Below are 17,775 nucleotides of genomic sequence, written 5' to 3' on the forward strand. Positions count from 1 at the left end.
TTCTACTAATATTCCTCCCAAAAACTTGAAAAATAACTTAGTGTTCTCAGGTTTTAGTAATACACTAAAAATGGACTGTGTAATAAAGTTACGTAAGAAGTTTAATACAAAAACTTGGAAAGTACTCTAATTAGGGTACTTTCATAAAAACAACTCAACAAACTTCTTAGAACATTAAATTGCTAATAAAATGAAAAAATTAACTACGCAAGAAGCATGTAATGTTTTATCAGCTTGGACTGTCTTGGAAATATTAACGCCCCAAACATTTAAAAAACCAGAGGATTTAGTAGGAGGAAATAAAGAATTAGTTGTTTTATTAGATAATAGACTACCTTGGGAGAATGGCGGCGAACAATTGCCTCATTATCTCCAATTATTCTATCAAATAATAATAGGTTCAATTAATCTTAAGAATGTATTTTCCGCTCTAACTAAAAAGTATGGTGACACAAATGTAGAAGCAAAATATGTATCAGGGGAAGCCATTATGGGTGTAATTATTGTAGATCAATATGGCCATCTTATTAAAAACGACAGTTCTGTTAATATTTCAAGTTTTGCATGGGGTGCTCCTCAAGCTTTAAAAGGAAATCTTAAAAACTTAGGTAAATGGTCATCAACTGAAAAAGATACCGAAATAGCTCTTGAAACAATCTTGTGTAAAAGAGATAAAAATGGTCAAAAGCTTCCCTTGAATAAAATAGTAATAGATGAGGCTCTTAATTACCTTACTAATACTTTTGAGATACCAGCAGAAATACTAGTAAATAAACAATTTGCTATCAAAACTTATGAATCAAGTAAAAAAGATACCCCTACTAAAACTTTATTACTTAACAGCTTTTACCTAAATGATCTAATTAAAGCTAGTAGTTTAATTCAAAAGCCAAATGTTCAAACAAACCTCTTGCAGTATTTAGGTGTGAATATCCCATTAAAGCGTTATAATATCCTAGATACTTCTGTTTTACAAAATATTCTTTCTCCCAAAAACATTCCTACAGCAAGATGGCCTGGATTAGGACGATATCCTTTAGTATTACTTCAACAGGCTGTAGTTAATTTATCCATGACTGAACTAAAAGACAGTGGAATTCTTGCAATTAATGGACCACCAGGAACAGGAAAAACAACTTTATTACGTGATATTGTTGCAAAATTAGTTACAGAGCGAGCAGAAGCGTTACTGAAGTTTGCTGATCCTGAAAAAGCTTTTACCGATTCAGGACACAAAATAAAAACGGGACAAAGTTGGTTAAATTTTTATAAATTAGATAAGAGTCTAAAAGGTTTTGAAATATTAATTGCATCTTCTAACAATAAGGCTGTTGAAAATATTAGTGCTGAATTACCTAGTTTAAAAGCTATTGCAAACGATGCGAATGATTTGCGTTATTTTACAGTTCTATCTGATTTAGTATTTGGATGCAAAAGTTGGGGTTTGATTTCAGCAGTACTTGGAAATATTGCTAATTGTAATAATTTTTGGTGGAATAATGATCTTGGGCTTTTAACATATTTAGCAGAAGCAAGCGGAATACCACAGATATTTGAAATTACAGATCCAAAAACCGGCAAAATCCTTAAACGTAGAAAACCGAGAATTATTGAAGAAAGTGATCCCCCACATAATCACAGTGATGCTTTAAGACGTTGGAGACAAGCTAGTACAGATTTTAAACATGTATTACAAGCAAGCCGAACTAGACTTGCTGAATTACAGGAAATAAAAAATCTAGTTCAAGATTTAGCAAATCTAGAAAGCGGATCAGAACAGGGGCAAACGTTAGAAGAACTTTTATTAGAACATTATAAATCAAAACCACATGTTATTTGGCGTATTCTAAATACTCCTTCATTTCGTGCTTGGCAAAAAGAAGGGCAAAGGATCGCCCATAAAGAAAGCCAAAAGCTTGTTCATTTTGATTATATAAAAAGAATTGTACCTAGATTTTCTAACAAACTTGGATCTCATTTTATTGATAATAATTTATTTTCAAAATCCCATGAAGAAAGGCATATAGTTTCCCCATGGTGTGACACGCAAACACAATCCTTACGCGATGAGGTATTTATTTCTGCTATAAAGCTGCATAAAGCTTTTATAGATGCAGCAGCAAAACCTTTACGTCACAATCTTGGAGTTCTGATGAGAAATTTTGGTGGCTCTTCTAGTGAAATAGATAAAAAAACCGTGGAACTTTTGCCAGATTTATGGTCATCTTTTTTCCTTGTAGTACCTAGTGTATCAACAACTTTTGCATCTGTAGGAAGAATGTTAAAGGATCTCCCTACAAATTCTCTTGGATGGCTTCTTATTGACGAAGCTGGGCAGGCTTTACCGCAAGCCGCTGTAGGAGCTATAATGAGAACAAAACGTGCTATAGTTACAGGTGATCCTTTACAGATAGAACCAGTGGTTACGTTGCCTAACAATTTAACAAAAAGTATCTGTGAACAATTTTTGGTAGACCCAAATCGTTTTAATGCACCAAAAGCATCAGTTCAAACCCTATCAGATACTGTAACTTCATATTTTTCGGAATTTAATACCAAAGACGGGAGTCGTTTAGTCGGTGTACCTTTATTGGTTCATAGGCGTTGTGCAGATCCTATGTTTAGTATTTCCAATGCAATTGCCTACGGAAATTCAATGGTACAAGCAAAGAGTCCCAACAATTCTCCAATACGTAACTGTCTTGGTCCTTCTATGTGGTTTGATGTTCAAGGTCAAGCACTAGATACATGGTGTCTAGAAGAAGGAAAAAAGGTAGTTGAACTATTATATAAATTAAAGAGTGCCTCAATATTCCCAAACCTATATATTATAAGCCCTTTTAAACTTGTTGCAGGTAATTTACGCAAAATTATAAAAGATCATCATGTTTTAGATTCTTGGATAACTACGGATACGAATCTTTGGCTTAATGAACGAATTGGAACAATACACACTGTACAAGGACGAGAAGCTGAAGCAGTAATTCTAGTATTAGGGGCTCAAGCACCAAACCAAAATAAAACTCGGATATGGGCAGGTAAATCTCCTAATATCTTAAATGTAGCAGTTACACGTGCTAAAGAAGTTATCTATGTTATAGGAAATAAGAGCTTATGGAAAGAAACAGGAGTATTCAGAGAACTAGACTGCAGAATACATTGATGTGTTCAGCCCATCAGCTTCAACTTGTTGCTAATTGATAGTTGTTTTTAACGTTTGACTTTAGATTTTTAGATTTAAATGTTGTATAACTTTGTGCAAAATCCGTTTGAAACGGCTCTATATTAATTTATAATAACCTCAAGTATCTATGTAATAAATTAATAGTAGGCTCAAGTAATCACCACCATTAGGGGTGATATCACCCCTGCTTTCGCAGGAAGAGTATCGCGGATTCAAATTTCACCACTCTTATCAGATACTTATCAGGGATTTAGAACATTCTGTGACTCTGCACAAAAACTTTTCTGTTGCTTTTCTATTGCTCTTACACCAAAGTTGCCGAAATACGACCACAAAAAAACTATCAATTCTTTAAACAAAAAAATAGGCAAGACGAAATCGATCATTAATATAGAAACCTTCACAACCTAAAAATTAAGTTGAATATAAACTATTAACAAGCTAATATGCAAGGTACTAAAAATTAGATACAATATTAGATAAAATAAAATGATTACTATTACTTTTCCAGATAGAACGCAAAAACAATTTGAAAAAAATATTACGGGATTGGAGATAGCTAGTCAAATTTCTACTTCTCTAGCAAAGAATGCTTTGGTTGTTGAAGTAAATAACGAACTAAAGGACTTAAGTTTACCTATAGAATCTGATTGTAATTTGAGGATTCTAACCTATAAAGATTCTGAATGTTTAGAGGTAATACGCCATGATGCTGCTCATATAACGGCAGAAGCAGTTAAAGAATTATTTCCAAATGTCCAAGTGACCATAGGTCCAGCTATCGAAAATGGCTTTTTTTATGATTTTGCTAAAGATAAACCGTTTGCCCCGGAAGATTTGGTGATGATAGAAGCAAAAATGCATGAAATCGTCAAAAGAAACGAAAATATCACTAGAGAAGTATGGAATCGCGATCAAGCCATAGAATTCTTTAAGTCAATAGGCGAGCATTATAAAGCCGAGATAATTTCAGAGATTCCAGCAAGTGAGGAGATTACATTATACCGCCAAGGTAACTTTGTTGATCTCTGCCGTGGTCCGCATAGCCCGTCAACGGGCTTCATTAAACATTTTAAACTAATGAAAGTGGCTGGAGCGTATTGGCGTGGTGATAGTAAAAATCCTATGTTACAAAGAATCTATGGGACAGCTTGGGCAACAAAAGAGCAGTTAGACAGTTATCTTTACATGCTTGAAGAGGCAGAAAAGCGTGATCACAGAAAACTAGGTCGAGAGCTTGGATTGTTTCACTTTCAGGAAGAAGCTCAAGGTATGGTATTTTGGCATGATAAAGGTTGGAGTATATATCGCATTATCGAGCAATATATCAGAAATAAAATCAGAAAAACTGGATATATCGAGGTGAAAACTCCTGTGCTTGTTGATAAAAGCCTGTGGGAAGCTTCTGGTCACTGGGAAAAATTTAGGGAGGACATGTTTGCTCTAAATCTTGCTGATGATAAAACATTAGCCATGAAACCAATGAATTGTCCATGTCATGTGCAGATTTTTAAGCAGGGTATCAAAAGTTATCGAGAATTACCACTACGTATGTCTGAATTTGGTTTATGTCATAGAAATGAAGCATCTGGTGCATTGCATGGTCTGATGAGAGTAAAGGCTTTTCGACAAGATGATGCACATATTTTTTGTACTGAGGAACAAATTAACAGTGAGACAGTAAAGTTTTTTAGCCTCTTAACCGAGGTTTATAAGGATTTTGGTTTTTCTGATATTAAAATTAAATTCTCAGATCGTCCTAAAATACGAGCTGGCAGCGATGAAGTTTGGGATAAAGCAGAAAATGCTCTAAAAAATGCCGTAAAAGAAGCCGGTTATTCTTATATATTAAATCCCGGTGATGGTGCGTTTTATGGACCAAAACTAGACTTTTGTCTTAAAGATTCAATAGGTAGAGAATGGCAGTGCGGCACTCTGCAAGTTGATTTTGTTTTACCGGAACGTCTTGACGCTCATTATATTACTGTAAGCGGTGAGAAAAAGAGACCAGTAATGTTGCATAGAGTTGTAATTGGTTCTTTTGAACGGTTTATAGGCATATTAATTGAAGAATATGCTGGACGCTTTCCTTTATGGTTAGCCCCTGTACAAGTAGCTATTGCCACCATTACAAGTGACTTAAATGACTATGCATTGGAAGTACACAAATTGTTGATTAGTGAAGGAATACGGTCAGATGTCGATATTTCGCCTGAAAAGATTAATTATAAAATACGCTATTTTTCTAATAATAAAGTACCTATAATAGCCGTTGTTGGTAAACAAGAAATGCTAAATAATACTGTGACTATAAGACAACTAGGATCAGATCAGCAGGAAATTATTTCTCTACAAAATCTAGTAAAGCTTGTAAAAGATCAGAATATTCGCTATTTAACATAAATACGCGAATTTGGGATAAGAATTTGTCAATTCTTATCCCAGGGGTATAATGGAAGCAACTGTGTCGTACGTGTAAAAAGTACACAAAAACACAACAATAACTAATAACAATTTTTATGGAGAAAATATCATTTCTGGAATTAAGAATAGTAATTTTCCGAAGGCTAATAGGGAAATTAGGGCTAGTCAAGTTCGTTTAGTCGATGAGAATGGTGAGATGCTTGGCATCGTTAGCATCAAGAATGCTCTAGAACAAGCTGAAAAAGCTGGTTTAGATTTGGTAGAAATTTCACCAAATGCCGAACCACCTGTTTGTAAGATTTTGGATTTTGGTAAATTTAAATATGAGAGTAAAAAGCGTGTCCAAGACAGTAGGAAAAAACAAAGGGTTATTGTCCTTAAAGAAATGAAGTTTAAGCCAAACATTAGTCAAGGTGATTTTAATGTGAAACTTCGCAAGATCAAAGATTTTTTGAAGGAAGGTGACAAAGTAAAAATTTCTCTATGGTTTAAAGGCAGAGAGATTATCCATAACGATATTGGTATGAAGTTATTTGACCGCATATCGTTAGAACTAGAGGGCTTAGCTAAGATTGATTCCGCTCCTAAAATGGAAGGTAAACAGATAATTATGTTAGTCAGCCCTGATCCAAGTAAAATACCAACTAATTAGAACTATTTATGCCAATTAAAATTCTAATGCCTGCTTTATCTCCAACTATGACTGAAGGAAATATTGCAAAATGGCTTAAAAAAGAAGGGGATAAAGTTGTTCCAGGAGATGTTGTAGCAGAAATAGAAACAGATAAAGCTACTATGGAAGTGGAAGCTGTAGAAGAGGGAATTTTTGCTAAAATAATTGTGCCGCAAGGTACAGACAATGTGCCGGTGGGTTCGCTTATCGCTATATTACTTGAAGATGGTGAAGATGCAAACTTATTGGATAGTTTTATAGCAAGTAGTGATAATTCTGCTAAACCATCTACAGGACCAGTAATATCTATAGAAGAAACTAAGCCGGTTAAGTACGATCAGCAACCGCAAACAATGAATGTGAAAGCTTTAGGCAGGATATATGCCTCACCTTTGGCTAAAAGACTAGCTGCTATTGATAATATCGATCTGTCAAATATTCAAGGTAGTGGACCTCATGGCAGAATAATAAAAAAAGATGTGTTATCATACTTAGTGCTACCCACAAATAGTGGTAAGATTAGGGCGGTGAACAGAAATAAAGAAGAGTACAAGTGCGTCCCCAATAATAATATTCGTAAAATTATTGCTAAACGTTTGCTTGAATCTAAACAAACCATACCGCATTTCTATCTTTCAATAGAATGTAACATGGATAAGTTATTGGACATTAGAGAAGATATAAATAAATCACTTGTAGAAGAGAGGAAAATTAAAATTACAGTTAATGATTTTGTTATTTTAGCAGTGGCAAAAGCTTTAAAAGCCGTCCCAGAAGCAAATGTTAGCTGGGATGAGTCTGCTATTCGGTATTATAATAATGTTGATGTATCGGTTGCTGTGGCAATTGATAATGGTCTTATAACGCCTATAGTCAGAAATGCCGATCAAAAAGATATAATTACATTATCGCAAGAATTACAAACTCTTATAAAAAAGGCTCGAGATAATAAACTAACTCCTGAAGAATTTCAGGGTGGAAGTTTTTCTGTCTCTAACTTAGGTATGTACGGTATTAAGAACTTCAGTGCTATAATAAATCCGCCACAAAGCTGTATCTTAGCAATAGGAGCAAGCTCAAAACGTGCAATAGTTGAAAATAATCAGATAAAAGTCGCTACTATCATGGATGTTACTCTTTCTTCTGATCATAGAGTCGTTGACGGTGCTGTTGGAGCTAAATTTTTAGCTTCATTTAAAAAATTTATGGAGAGTCCTGCGTTAATGCTCATATAACGTTTGATTGACACCCTACCCTCACCATAACTTAAAACTTAAATCATAGAATAAATTATGAGTTTTTCCGATAATCTAGCAAAAATCTTGAATAAACATGAAGAATTATCGAAAAAGTTGGCCACTGGTATAGTCGGAGATGAGTTTATAAAAGCATCGAAGGAATATGCCGAACTAGAGCCTATTGTTCAAACAATTAATGAATATAATAAATCTGTATCTGAATTGCATGACATCAAAGAGATGGCTCAAGAAGCAAATTTGGACAATGATACACAGACGATGATATATGATGAGGTGCATCGTTTAGAGATACTGATGCCTAAATTAGAAAGGGCAGTAAAACTCTCTTTGTTGCCAAAAGATGAAGCTGATACAAAAAATGCTATTATTGAGGTAAGAGCTGGTAGTGGTGGAGAAGAAGCAGCGTTATTTGCTGCAACTTTATTTAATATGTATCACAGATACGCCGAATTAAAAAGCTGGCGTTTTGAAATATTATCAATCTCAGATACTGGTATTGGTGGATATAAAGAAGCGTCAGCACTAATTCAAGGACGAGATGTGTTTTCCAAACTTAAATTCGAATCAGGTGTACACCGAGTGCAAAGAGTTCCTGAGACTGAGTCAAGTGGGAGGATACATACTTCTGCGGCTACCGTTGCTGTCTTACCTGAAGCAGAAGATGTAGACATTAAGATCGATGACAAAGATTTACGAATTGATACATATCGGGCATCGGGTGCTGGCGGACAACATGTCAATACCACCGAATCAGCTGTAAGGATTACCCATTTACCAACTGGTATTGTTGTTGCCTTACAAGATGAAAAATCACAGCATAAAAATAAAGCTAAGGCTATGAAAATTCTTCGTTCTAGAGTTTATGAAGCAGAGCGATATAAAAAAGATATGGAAAGAGCCGAAGTGCGTAAAGGTCAAGTTGGTTCTGGTGATAGGTCAGAAAGAATTCGCACCTATAACTTTCCACAAGGTCGAGTTTCTGACCATAGAATTAACTTAACTCTTTATAAAATAGAAGATATTGTAAAAAACGGGCAATTAGATGACTTTATTGAAGCTTTGATATCGGCTGATGAAGCAAGAAAACTTTCAGAAGTTTAGGTTATATACAATACAAATCTTATATTTTTTAAAGGCTACACCATTTTGGGTATACTTATTATTTGGTTACTTAATTTTTAGAGGGATTAGAGCAACTAAGCAAACAGTTATATTGCCATCAAGATTATTTATTGCTCCTGTTATTTTCTTGTTACTTTATATAAAAGGATTTTCTAATAATGTACAAGACTTAATATTATTTTGTATATTGCTAATTATCTCAATAATTATTAATTGGCGATTTTGTGACAAACCTCTTATACAGGTTAATAATAATTAAATAATTATTCCAGGTTCATGGCAACCTCTTATATTGATACTTATCATTTTTTCAATAAAATATTTTTTTGGATATATGAGAGCTATAAATCTAGAACTAGCCCCAAAATATAAAATAATGGAATTAATAATATCAAGTTGGGTGCTGGGGATCATGTTTTTTAAAGCAATATATTGTTATAGCTATGCAAACAAAATAAATAATCAGAAAAATTGGACCAAAAAGTCCTAAATTAATTAAAACTTTTTCAAGTATTATAAAATTTTTACTAGACTTAGAAAGCTAATAATTATATAAACCTTAACGACCATTATAAAAGGGCCTGTAGTTCAGTTGGTTAGAACCCACCGCTCATAACGGTGTTGTCGCAGGTTCAAGTCCTGCCGGGCCCACCATTCTTCGATTTTAGTGCATTTCACGAATGTATCAAATGGTGAACGTAGCATAAAGTCTAGCTTTCCGTCTTTTAATTCTAGGTTACCAAACACTAAATTTATCAATTTACGTTTTCTCTCAATAGTAGCACCTTTGAAGGCTACGAACGCTCCAGAAGCCAGTTCTACTAGGTTAATCAAGAGTTCTGAAAATTTATCATCAGCATTTGTATGATTCTCTATTTCTCTAATAATATCTTTACGTTTTTGTATTAATTGTTTATGTTTTGCTTCATAAGTATTTTTGTCAATATCACCATCTAAAAATAAATCAGTCAATTTATCCACACGTGTCGTAATCTTTGCATGTTCACAATTAAGTTCCTTAATACGTTGTTGATAATATTCTTGCTCCGCATTGACACCGCTTTTAATATGTGATATCACATTTTCTACTTCTTCTAATACTTTTTCTTCTTTTACGTATATTATCTTATTAGAGTTAGTGGAATCCCAAGTTCGTAAATATGTCCATTCTCCAATCTGACCATTAATGTAGGTTTTCTTTTTAGTAGCAGCAGTGACTATTCGGTCAGTAGCAGCACATTTTATTAACCCCCTAAATATATACTCTTTTCCTCCATATTTAAACGGTTTTTTATTCCAACCAAGGCGTACTGCTTGACAAGCATCAAATAACTCCTTACTAATGATTGGTGGATAAATATGCGGGTATTCTTTTTTAGTTTTTAGTACTCGCATTACTCCGTAATAAAATGGATTGGTAATAATAGAATGAATATGAGAATGACACAAATAACCTTGATGACCTCTAGAATTACGCAGCCCCCATTCTTTGGTTTTCTTTAGTATTTCGGGAAGAGTATGACTACCTGTAGCATATGTTTCAAATATTTTTTTTATTAAATGTGAGCGTTCCTGATCAACTATTATTTTCCCCTTACCTCGATCGTTACTATTACCACTTTTTACATGCAAGTAACCAATGGGAGCAGTGCTTATCCACTCTCCTTGACGTAGTTTTTGGGCTATACTGCGGTTTACGTTATCTTTAGGGCTGTCAACGTAATTTTGAGCCATCATTACAAACATATTCCATATCATCCTATCTTGCGAAGTAGAATGCTTATGGATAATACAATTTTCCGTGTAAAAATGTAGTTCGATTTTTGCTCTTTCAATTAGATCATTTAGTAGAGGTGTTTCTTTATAACTACGTTGTAACCGATCTACCTTATCTGCTACTACTGCTATAACTTCTTTTTGTTTTTTAGCAAAGTCTATAGCTTCCTGAAACTTTTTACGATTACCTACTGTTGACGACTCCGAGAATTCAAATATCTTTAGAATTGCTAAACCTTTACGCATACAATATTCTTGCAATCGGTATTTTTGTGCTTCAATAGAGTAGCCATCTTCTTGTTCTTTTGTTGAAACGCGAGCAAGTAAAATAGCTTTAACAGCTTTTAATGGTTTTTCTATCATATTTTCTATCTCCAATTACATATAGTTGTTTTAACAGAAGATTTAACTTAAATTCTCTTAATAGTCAATTTATTTCTATCTTATTCTATCTTTGATTAAAATGAAGCAAGATTTTAACAAATTCTATCAAATTCCTAGCTGCCGTATGTGCTTCAACGTCGGATAATTTGCCGTTATATTTTACTCTAATTTTGTTAACTATCGATTCATATAATTCATCTTTACTCCTTTTATCTTGGTTGATATGTGAGTGTTGTTTGTATGCTGTCGTTGGTTTTTTGTCCATTATTCTTTCCTTAATTATATTTCGATATAAATTTCTTAAAACGTAAATATAGCATGCCTCCTCCTTCAAATCGCTTTAGCTTGAAAGTGGTTGTACCAAAGGTAATACGACCTGTTGGATCTCGTATTGCCCAGCCTAGGGTAGTGCCAAGGTCAAGTGCTAGGATAGTTTGAAGACTGTGTTTAATGTCATTGGTCATCTTGTTTTAATTCTTTTAATAATTCTTGTTCAAGAAATTCACCCGTAGTTCCGTAAAAATCATTTGGTGTTACAGCTCCTCGAGTAGTTATAAAAATCTTCAACATAATTTTTTCTCTTGGAATAGCTGCTTCATAAAGATATCTGTAAATATGGGTATGAGTTATTTCAAATAAGCGAGCAGCTGTAGTAGTATTTATTTTATTTACTGACATCCAAGTTGAAAGTTTCATAATCTTCTTAATTTTAATTGTAGGTTATAAAATCTAGCTAACTATCATATATAGAAAATATTTTTATTAAATCAAAAGTTCTATATACGAGTTTTAGAAACATGCTGAGTCATGGAGTGATTTCTAATTATGGATACTGTAATTAAAAATTATAAACCTGTGGAAAAACGTTATAAAACAAAACAAGAATAAAGGGGCTTTTTGCTTGATCTGTACTAGATATCCGGTTTAAACAAGTTATTTTTAATAACTTAAGGTTGTAAAAGTTGAAATTTCAAGGAATTCTATTAAAGCCGTTTTATATTTCAAATAGGAGATTAATGATGAATAAAGATAACGTTTTACACGTACCAATTGGCTCGCTGGCAAAATACCCAATACAAGATTTGTGCCAGTTATTGCAGCAAGTATCAGAGCAACTTGAGCAAGCAAAAAAAACTAAAGAATGGCTTTTGTCTGCCATTAGCTTAAAGTATGGCGAATATGTTAGAGCTAAAAGGCTACGCCTTGAGAAGGATACGGGCGTTATCCATCTCGAGGATAATGGCTTTAAGATTAGTTGCGATGTTGTTAAAAAAAATATGGCAGCTAATTGGTCTTTACAGTGAGAAAAACAATAATCGCTGGGGTGCTATGGGTCGCAGTTTTATCCGCTCTATCTTAAATTCAGCTAAAGGGTTTAGTGATAAGGATAATTGTGAAGCTGCACAAAATGCTAGAAGAATTGACAGTTTTGCTGACCTTAATGGACTGGAGTTTGTGGTTAGAATAGATGTTGAACAAGATCAGGATGGTAATAATAGAAACGTAATCAAATGTGCCATTGGTCTAGAGCATAAGGACTATGCTGCTGTAATGGGTCTTAGTACCATACCAAGTTGGGGCTGATTATGCTGGATTTTAATAGACCAATCAATACATCTATCAGTAGTGCCATTAATGAACAGTTGAATCTATTGCTGGATCAGGCTTTAACATTAGAGAGAAAAACGCTGCCAAAACGTAAGTATTTAGGTGCTTCTAGCCTTGGTCATCCTTGTAGTAGAGCGTTGCAGTATGAATATCTTAGTGCTGTACATCATGAAACTTCAGGATTTAGCGGTCAAACGCTTCGTATCTTTGAAGCTGGGCATTTATTTGAAGCACTAGCGGCAAGATGGTTACGCCTAGCTGGATTTGAGCTGATTACTGTTGATGACAACGGTAAGCAATTTGGTTTTATGGTAGCTGATACTCGAATAGCTGGACATATCGATGGGATTATTAAGACTGCTCCTAGCGGAATCAATATCACATGCCCTGCCTTATGGGAAGCAAAATCAATGAACAATAGAGCATGGAAGGAAACTGCCAAAAAAGGGCTAACCTTGTCTAAACCACTTTATGCTGCTCAGATTGCTTTATACCAAGCTTATATGACAGAGACTATTCCTAGTATTTCAAAGAATCCATGCTTATTTACAGCTGTTAACAAAGATAATGCAGAAATTTACCATGAATTAATACCATTTGACGGGGAACTTGCCCAAAAAATGAGTGATAAGGCAGTAAATATTATCAGGGCTATAGAAGCTGATGAATTACTGCCAAGGACTTTTTCCAGCAAGGATTATTTCGAATGTAAAATGTGCCATTACCAAGATAAATGTTGGGGTTCATAAAGAGAACTATGTTACAACCATCAAGTGATTATATAAAAACTTACTTTTACGTAGTATTTGGCTATTTAGAAGGTTTTATACCATTGAGGTCTTTTGCTGAAAAGGGTAATAACAACAGCCGACCACCAAGTAACATGTGGATAAAGGCTGATGATGAGGTGGTAGAGCATGCTGCTAATTTTGCAAAGTTAGCTAATCAACGAAGCTCTGCTTTTTATGTTGTCCCCGGCACTGTTTCTAAAGCTGGAGTAGCTGGTAGTATTGATGTCATCCAAATGCAAACATTGCTTATCGATATTGATGTAGGCGATACTGAAAGCAAATTAACTAATTTAACTGCAGCTTTAGGTGAACCAACTATGGTTGTTGAATCTGGAGGTATTACTGATTCAGGTCATGCCAAGCTACATATTTACTGGCAGTTAACCAAGGCAGTAACAGGTGATGATTTGCAAAAGCTTCTAAAACTTAGATACCAAATTGCCCTAGTTTTCGGTGGTGATAGTCACTTTAAGTCAGCTCATCAACCAATTAGGGTCGCTGGTTCAATCTATCATAAAGGGGGTAAGCATCATCTAGTTAAGATTAGGTCGTATAATCCCAGTAGAATATGAAATAGAAGAGCTAATAACACGTGCTAGCTATCTTCCTACATTAAATAATAATATTGCTGTTAACGCTTTAAAACTATCAAATAATAATACATTGCCTTTTAATAGTTTACTAACCAATAAAGTCCATGAAGGAGGTAATGGTGAGCATACTAGGTTTAACCATTTAAGTCGGGTAATTGGCTATTGGTTACGACGTTGTCATGATGGATTAATTAGCAAGGATGAGGCTATTGAGGAAATTCATAGCTATAACCTATCTAATGTAATTCCTTCTTGGTCTCTCGAAAAAATCAAACAGACGGTTAATGGTCTTTGGAAGTTGCATTTGCAGAAATATGGCGAACCGAAAAAGGTAAACTGTAAAGAAAATAGCAAATTGCCTATAATTAAAAGCTTTTCATTTGAGTCTCTTTTAGGGGACAAAAGTAGTCTACCTGAAGACCTAATTGCCCCACGTATTTTAACACTAGGTGGCATGCTTGTGTTTGGTGGTTCACCTAAAGTTGGCAAAAGCGACTTTTTGTTGTCACTACTTGTGCATATGGCAGCTGGTCGGGAATTTATTGGCTTTGTGCCACCAAGACCACTGAGGATTTTTTATTTTCAGGCAGAAATTGGTTATCATTACTTGCGGGAGCGACTGCAAAATATGCAATTATCAGAAGAGTTAATTAATCTAGCTAAAGATAATTTATACATTACTCCAAATTCAAAGTTGAGTTTGGATGAAAAAACGATAGAGGCATTGGCTGAACACATTAAGCAGGTATTTCCTGATAAACTAGACATTATCGCAATTGACCCTATTCGTAATGTTTTTGATGGCGGCAGAAATGGAGCTACTGAGAATGATAATGATGCGATGTTATTTTTTCTGCAAAAGAGGATTGAGTTACTAAGAGACCAAGTAAATCTAGATGCTGGTATTATACTAGTGCATCACACTAAAAAAATCACTAAAACTCAGTTTGACGAAGATCCATTTCAAGCTTTTAGCGGTGCTAGTAGTTTGCGTGGTTATTACACTACCGGTACTTTGTTATATAAGCCTGATCTTGAAAGCAACGACCGCCACCTAATCTTTGAACTGCGTAATGGCAGGGAGATACCAACTAAAATCATTTGTAAGAAAGATGGACGATGGGTGGAAGAATCTATTCCAAATAATAAAAGAATAGCATTTAAAAAAAGTGGTTTGTTATTTGATAGAGAACGACAGAGAAGGGTTATGGTGATCCTCAATTTGCTTGAGTCTGAAGCTATCAAAGGCAAGTTTTATTTAATGAAGCAATTTGGTGAAAAGTTTCGTAATACTAATGATTTAGGAAATAAAAGAGCTATTTGTGATGATTGTTCTGCAGCTGCTACTAAAGGACTTATTAAGTTTTTTGATAATCCAAAAGATTATGGTTTAAAACTTGTCAAAGAAGGAAAAGCAAATTTTGGTTTTATGTGTACTGAAGGGATGAGAATGTATTTAGGTGAATCTATAGATGCCAACACTGGTGAAATATCCAAAAACTATAAAGCGATACTGCCCACACATTATAAACGTGACGGTGATGGCAAAAAAGATGATGTACTTAATCCTAAAATTTGGCACATAGATTTAGAAGAAAGCATGAGGATTAAATGAAGATAAAATACGGAACAAACAATTGCCAAAAAACAAAAGTGCAATAAAGATGTAGAAATTTAAAGACGCAGCAAAAAATACTGCTCTTTTGGACTACCTGCAAACCCTTATATTACAAAGCTTTCAGGGGATAGCAAAAATGCATTTTAAAACGCAGCAAAGATGCAGTAAAAAAGCACTGCTCTTTTGGATTACCCGCAAACCCTTTTAGAAACTGGGATACAAGGCAGACCAAAAAAGCAGTACGCTTTTAAATAAAAATGCGTTTTTGGACTACCCGCAAGACCTTATACTACAAGCCTTTCAAGGCAGGCCAAAAAAGCAGGATTTTGTATATATATAGCAGACTTATAAAAAGTCTGCCGTAGATATATATTTTTGCTTCTGCTGGCAAAGTGGAACTGCAATAATTTTTACAAGGTAACGAACATGAAACATCATAAAACTGAAAGAACAGAATTAAACAAATTCGACAAAAGACCAATAGCTAGGTTTTATCGTTGTTGGTTGGAGGATGAGGCAAATGGAGTAGCAGAAGGTAAAAGGCATGGGATCAACCATGAGCAGTTTAGGGCAGCTGACCGCTTAGCTTGTAATTACCAAAGAACAACCATGTTTGGTGGTAGCGGTATAATCCAAATTGAGGCAAACAAGGACTTTACCAAAATGCTGGGGTTGGAGAGGCAAGTACAGGCGGCTCGCATTCATAAACGAATATTTGCTCAGCTTGGTAGGAAGTCACAGGAGATAGTTGAGCATTTTTGCTTACTGGAGCTGCCGTTGCGACAATTTGAGCTAAAGCAAATGCCACAGTGGCCTAAAGGTGCGGGCAGCACTAGATTACGTGAGGCACTAGATGATTTGATTGAGGCTTATCGGCAAGAGGGGCTAAAGAATTCTAGTAAAAGTGTAACTTAAAATAACATTTTTTGCCTTGAAATCAGCATAACTCTAAGGCTGGGTAGTAACTTACAGTAACTTTTATTAAACACTATTGCAAGCTGGTAAACCTTGGGATATAATAAAAGGCAATAATGGGATAGTAGGTTTGATAGCTTGGTGTAAGGGGAAGAGAGGGATAAATGGCGATAACAAGAGAAGAAAAAACTAATAGCAAACTGCAGCAATTGTTAGCACCAGTAGCAATTAATGCAGATAAACTTGATGTAGAGGCAGTGGATGTATCAGGTTTTGAAAGTGGTATTTTTACGGTAACGGTAGGAGCAGCTAACGTGAATCCGAATGATGACAGGCATGTACAAATCAGGTTGCAACATTCAAACGACAATGTTAATTTTACTGATTGCCTTGATACAGAGATTATAGGAGCTGTGCTTGGGGATAATACTGGCACTTTCGCTTACCTTAAAACTAGACCTGATGATACTACTGCTTTTATGGCAGGTTATATTGGTGATAAGAGGTTTGTAAGACCAATAATTAAAGTAACAGGTGACCTTGGAGAGGGGGTTTTAATGGGTGTTGCTGCAATATTGCACGGTCCTAAATATCGTCCGGTAGTTTAAAAATTAGAAAGGTTGCAGTTATGAGTTTTACTATTGATGTGAGAAGTGATATAAACAGGATAGCTCGTTATATGGATAATATCGAGAAGAAACATTTACCATTTGCAGTTAACCTAACCTTGAACAAAATAGCATTGCTTGTGCAAGAACAAATCTGCAAAAGAGTACCAATCATATTCAATAACAGTAAAAAATGGTGGGACAAACACCAAAGAACTGGTATCAAGGTAGCATTTGCTAGTAAATATGCCTTAGTATCTGCTGTGTACACTAAGGCTCATTTTGCCTACATTCAGGAAGAAGGTGGAATTAAAGTGCCATATCGTGGCAGTATGATTGCTGTACCAACTAGTAATGTACCAAAAAAGCAAAGAAGTTCAAAAGCTTTGAGAGATCAACAGGGGAATAGAAGCATCTTTAAACTTGGCAAATCTATTTATCGTAGAGTTAGTAGTCAAAGACTGGAAAGGTTATATGGTCTAACCCATGAAGCTAAAGTTATCCCAAGGTTTGGGTTTAAGGCTACAGCAGTTAATACTTTTAATAGCCGCTTTGATAAGGTGTTTACGACTTCTTTTAACTTTGCCTTAGACACAGCAAAATAAAGGAGACAGAAGCAATTTAACAAATAGTATGGAAAAAACGAAACGAAACAAGGTACTTTCTAGGCTTGTCGAACCTGGGTGACTGACCACCCCGACCCTTTCCTAGCGATAAAAATTTTTGGTATATTTCGTTTCTTTTAATTTAACAAAAGCTCTGTAACTCATTAAATATAAGACTCTTACATTTAATGAGCTGTAGTAAAAAGCGAAATTAA

At 34.9% G+C, this 17,775-nt stretch carries 17 protein-coding genes, 1 tRNA gene and 1 pseudogene; 15 read left to right on the plus strand and 4 right to left on the minus strand.

Features of this window, described 5'->3' with window-relative positions; genetic code table 11:
* Nucleotides 1–190: 190 nt before the first annotated feature.
* The 7 genes from AAGD36_RS01125 to AAGD36_RS01155 all read left to right on the plus strand — a co-directional run bounded on the left by AAGD36_RS01125 (nucleotide 191) and on the right by AAGD36_RS01155 (nucleotide 9,316).
* Nucleotides 191–3,163 (plus strand): DEAD/DEAH box helicase, encoded by a 2,973-nt coding sequence (locus AAGD36_RS01125; RefSeq protein WP_341755576.1) that lies wholly within the window; start codon nucleotides 191–193, stop codon nucleotides 3,161–3,163.
* 510 nt (nucleotides 3,164–3,673) lie between these two features.
* The gene (gene thrS, locus AAGD36_RS01130) at nucleotides 3,674–5,587 is read left to right on the plus strand and encodes a threonine--tRNA ligase (protein ID WP_341755577.1); all 1,914 of its coding nucleotides are present in this window, start codon (nucleotides 3,674–3,676) and stop codon (nucleotides 5,585–5,587) included.
* Nucleotides 5,588–5,804: 217 nt separating this feature from the next.
* Nucleotides 5,805–6,260 (plus strand): translation initiation factor IF-3, encoded by a 456-nt coding sequence (gene infC, locus AAGD36_RS01135; RefSeq protein WP_341755578.1) that lies wholly within the window; start codon nucleotides 5,805–5,807, stop codon nucleotides 6,258–6,260.
* Between the two features lie 8 nt (nucleotides 6,261–6,268).
* On the plus strand, nucleotides 6,269–7,516 hold the full coding sequence (locus AAGD36_RS01140) for a pyruvate dehydrogenase complex dihydrolipoamide acetyltransferase (protein ID WP_341755579.1): 1,248 nt from the start codon (nucleotides 6,269–6,271) through the stop codon (nucleotides 7,514–7,516).
* 57 nt (nucleotides 7,517–7,573) lie between these two features.
* Entirely contained in the window at nucleotides 7,574–8,641 is a 1,068-nt protein-coding gene (gene prfA / locus AAGD36_RS01145; protein ID WP_341755580.1) for a peptide chain release factor 1, read from the plus strand.
* The gene (locus AAGD36_RS01150; RefSeq protein ID WP_341755581.1) at nucleotides 8,613–8,921 is read left to right on the plus strand and encodes a hypothetical protein; all 309 of its coding nucleotides are present in this window, start codon (nucleotides 8,613–8,615) and stop codon (nucleotides 8,919–8,921) included. The genes prfA and AAGD36_RS01150 overlap by 29 nt, the downstream gene beginning before the upstream one ends.
* A 318-nt stretch (nucleotides 8,922–9,239) precedes the next feature.
* Nucleotides 9,240–9,316: transfer RNA gene (locus AAGD36_RS01155), tRNA-Ile, on the plus strand.
* Nucleotides 9,317–10,030: 714 nt separating this feature from the next.
* Here the strand turns inward: AAGD36_RS01155 and AAGD36_RS01160 are convergent.
* The 4 genes and pseudogenes from AAGD36_RS01160 to AAGD36_RS01175 form a co-directional block, all read right to left on the minus strand.
* A pseudogene (locus AAGD36_RS01160) lies at nucleotides 10,031–10,801 on the minus strand (recombinase family protein); the annotation flags it as partial.
* An 85-nt stretch (nucleotides 10,802–10,886) separates the two neighbouring features.
* Nucleotides 10,887–11,087: a hypothetical protein gene (locus tag AAGD36_RS01165; protein ID WP_341755582.1), complete on the minus strand. Its 201-nt coding sequence runs from the start codon at nucleotides 11,085–11,087 to the stop codon at nucleotides 10,887–10,889.
* 10 nt (nucleotides 11,088–11,097) lie between these two features.
* Nucleotides 11,098–11,286, minus strand: coding sequence for a hypothetical protein (locus AAGD36_RS01170; protein WP_341755583.1), 189 nt, complete (start codon nucleotides 11,284–11,286; stop codon nucleotides 11,098–11,100).
* Complete coding sequence (locus AAGD36_RS01175) at nucleotides 11,276–11,518, minus strand: hypothetical protein (RefSeq protein ID WP_341755584.1); 243 nt, start codon at nucleotides 11,516–11,518, stop codon at nucleotides 11,276–11,278. Before AAGD36_RS01175 ends, AAGD36_RS01170 begins: the two co-directional genes overlap by 11 nt.
* A gap of 323 nt (nucleotides 11,519–11,841) precedes the next feature.
* On the opposite strand from AAGD36_RS01175, the gene AAGD36_RS01180 reads away from it, so the two are divergent.
* From AAGD36_RS01180 to AAGD36_RS01215, 8 genes are all read left to right on the plus strand, one after another.
* Nucleotides 11,842–12,126: a hypothetical protein gene (locus AAGD36_RS01180; protein ID WP_341755585.1), complete on the plus strand. Its 285-nt coding sequence runs from the start codon at nucleotides 11,842–11,844 to the stop codon at nucleotides 12,124–12,126.
* A complete protein-coding gene (locus AAGD36_RS01185) occupies nucleotides 12,062–12,406 on the plus strand; it encodes a hypothetical protein (RefSeq protein WP_341755586.1) in 345 nt (114 codons plus the stop codon). The genes AAGD36_RS01180 and AAGD36_RS01185 overlap by 65 nt, the downstream gene beginning before the upstream one ends.
* A gap of 2 nt (nucleotides 12,407–12,408) precedes the next feature.
* Nucleotides 12,409–13,179, plus strand: coding sequence for a hypothetical protein (locus AAGD36_RS01190; protein ID WP_341755587.1), 771 nt, complete (start codon nucleotides 12,409–12,411; stop codon nucleotides 13,177–13,179).
* An 8-nt stretch (nucleotides 13,180–13,187) separates the two neighbouring features.
* Complete coding sequence (locus AAGD36_RS01195; RefSeq protein ID WP_341755588.1) at nucleotides 13,188–13,793, plus strand: hypothetical protein; 606 nt, start codon at nucleotides 13,188–13,190, stop codon at nucleotides 13,791–13,793.
* Nucleotides 13,794–13,884: 91 nt separating this feature from the next.
* Nucleotides 13,885–15,429 carry an AAA family ATPase gene (locus tag AAGD36_RS01200; protein WP_341755589.1) on the plus strand — a complete coding sequence of 515 codons (1,545 nt, stop codon included), beginning with the start codon at nucleotides 13,885–13,887 and terminating at the stop codon, nucleotides 15,427–15,429.
* A gap of 429 nt (nucleotides 15,430–15,858) precedes the next feature.
* Nucleotides 15,859–16,347, plus strand: coding sequence for a DUF6456 domain-containing protein (locus AAGD36_RS01205; RefSeq protein ID WP_341755590.1), 489 nt, complete (start codon nucleotides 15,859–15,861; stop codon nucleotides 16,345–16,347).
* A gap of 164 nt (nucleotides 16,348–16,511) precedes the next feature.
* Nucleotides 16,512–16,955, plus strand: coding sequence for a hypothetical protein (locus tag AAGD36_RS01210; protein ID WP_341755591.1), 444 nt, complete (start codon nucleotides 16,512–16,514; stop codon nucleotides 16,953–16,955).
* Between the two features lie 20 nt (nucleotides 16,956–16,975).
* On the plus strand, nucleotides 16,976–17,560 hold the full coding sequence (locus AAGD36_RS01215; protein ID WP_341755592.1) for a hypothetical protein: 585 nt from the start codon (nucleotides 16,976–16,978) through the stop codon (nucleotides 17,558–17,560).
* Nucleotides 17,561–17,775 lie beyond the last annotated feature (215 nt).

The sequence above is a fragment of the Candidatus Tisiphia endosymbiont of Ptychoptera albimana genome (genome assembly GCF_964026605.1).
In the GTDB taxonomy this organism is placed as follows: domain Bacteria; phylum Pseudomonadota; class Alphaproteobacteria; order Rickettsiales; family Rickettsiaceae; genus Tisiphia.